This is a genomic window from Oleiphilus sp. HI0123 (genome assembly GCF_001635315.1).
This window is the reverse complement of sequence record NZ_LWGE01000656.1, coordinates 1-837: the sequence shown is the minus strand read 5'-3', so window position 1 is coordinate 837 and position 837 is coordinate 1. Positions and strand designations below refer to the sequence as shown.

Here is an 837-nt window from a genome sequence, read left to right as displayed (position 1 = left end):
ATTAGCGACAACTCAAAAGGCGATCTTCGGATCGCCTTTTTTTGTGCCTGATTCACCACTCTCAATACATTTATTACTGATACCAATGATTGACCGCTAATTGGTACCTAAGTTTGTCCGCCTGAGATGTAAAGAAGATTTCTCGTGATTCTAAATTCCACAAAGTCGCCGTTCAACAGTCATATAAAGGAGCGGATTTTCCGGCCAAAATTTGTATTTAGTGGAAGCACAAAGCGATACTGTTACTCCCTGCGCAACAAACCCCCTTTATAAAATAACTCCTACAATGTTTTGAACTGACACCACGAAGCAGACCTTCAGAGATAACAAACCAGCATCAAATTTCAATCCTCTCTGATAATGCTAAGGCATCATCAAGCTCCACCCCTAAATATCGTACCGTACTTCCAAGACTCCTGTGCCCTAACAGCAGTTGAATGGACCTTAAGTCTTTATCTGGGCTACTTTGGTTCTTCTTAAGGAGTGCGTTCCGTAAAATCTTGTATCCAACCCAATAGCAGCAACCCACCTCTTTACTAAATTGTAGTATTGTCTAGTTGATATATGACTTCTATGAGAAAACCGGCTTGGGAAGAGGTAAGTAGCATGCTCTAAACGCAGCTTTTCAATCAATACCAAAATAGCTTCCCTCGTCTTCGATGTTATTTCGAATTTGACAGGTATTTTGGTCTTTTTCTGTATGATTTGAGTTCTAGACTTGCAGCTTTTTCCATTGTACACATCATATACGCGGAGCTTAACTAAATCACACCCTCGTAGTTTACTATCTATTGCGAGGTTAAAAAGCGCGAGATCTCTCACATTATTCTCCACCTC

Annotated in this window: 1 protein-coding gene; it reads right to left on the bottom strand. The window is 40.5% G+C overall.

Going from position 1 to position 837, the window contains the following annotated elements; genetic code table 11:
- Positions 1 to 444: 444 nt before the first annotated feature.
- Positions 445 to 822 (bottom strand): tyrosine-type recombinase/integrase, encoded by a 378-nt coding sequence (locus A3761_RS28940; protein WP_197472870.1) that lies wholly within the window; start codon positions 820 to 822, stop codon positions 445 to 447.
- Positions 823 to 837: the final 15 nt, after the last annotated feature.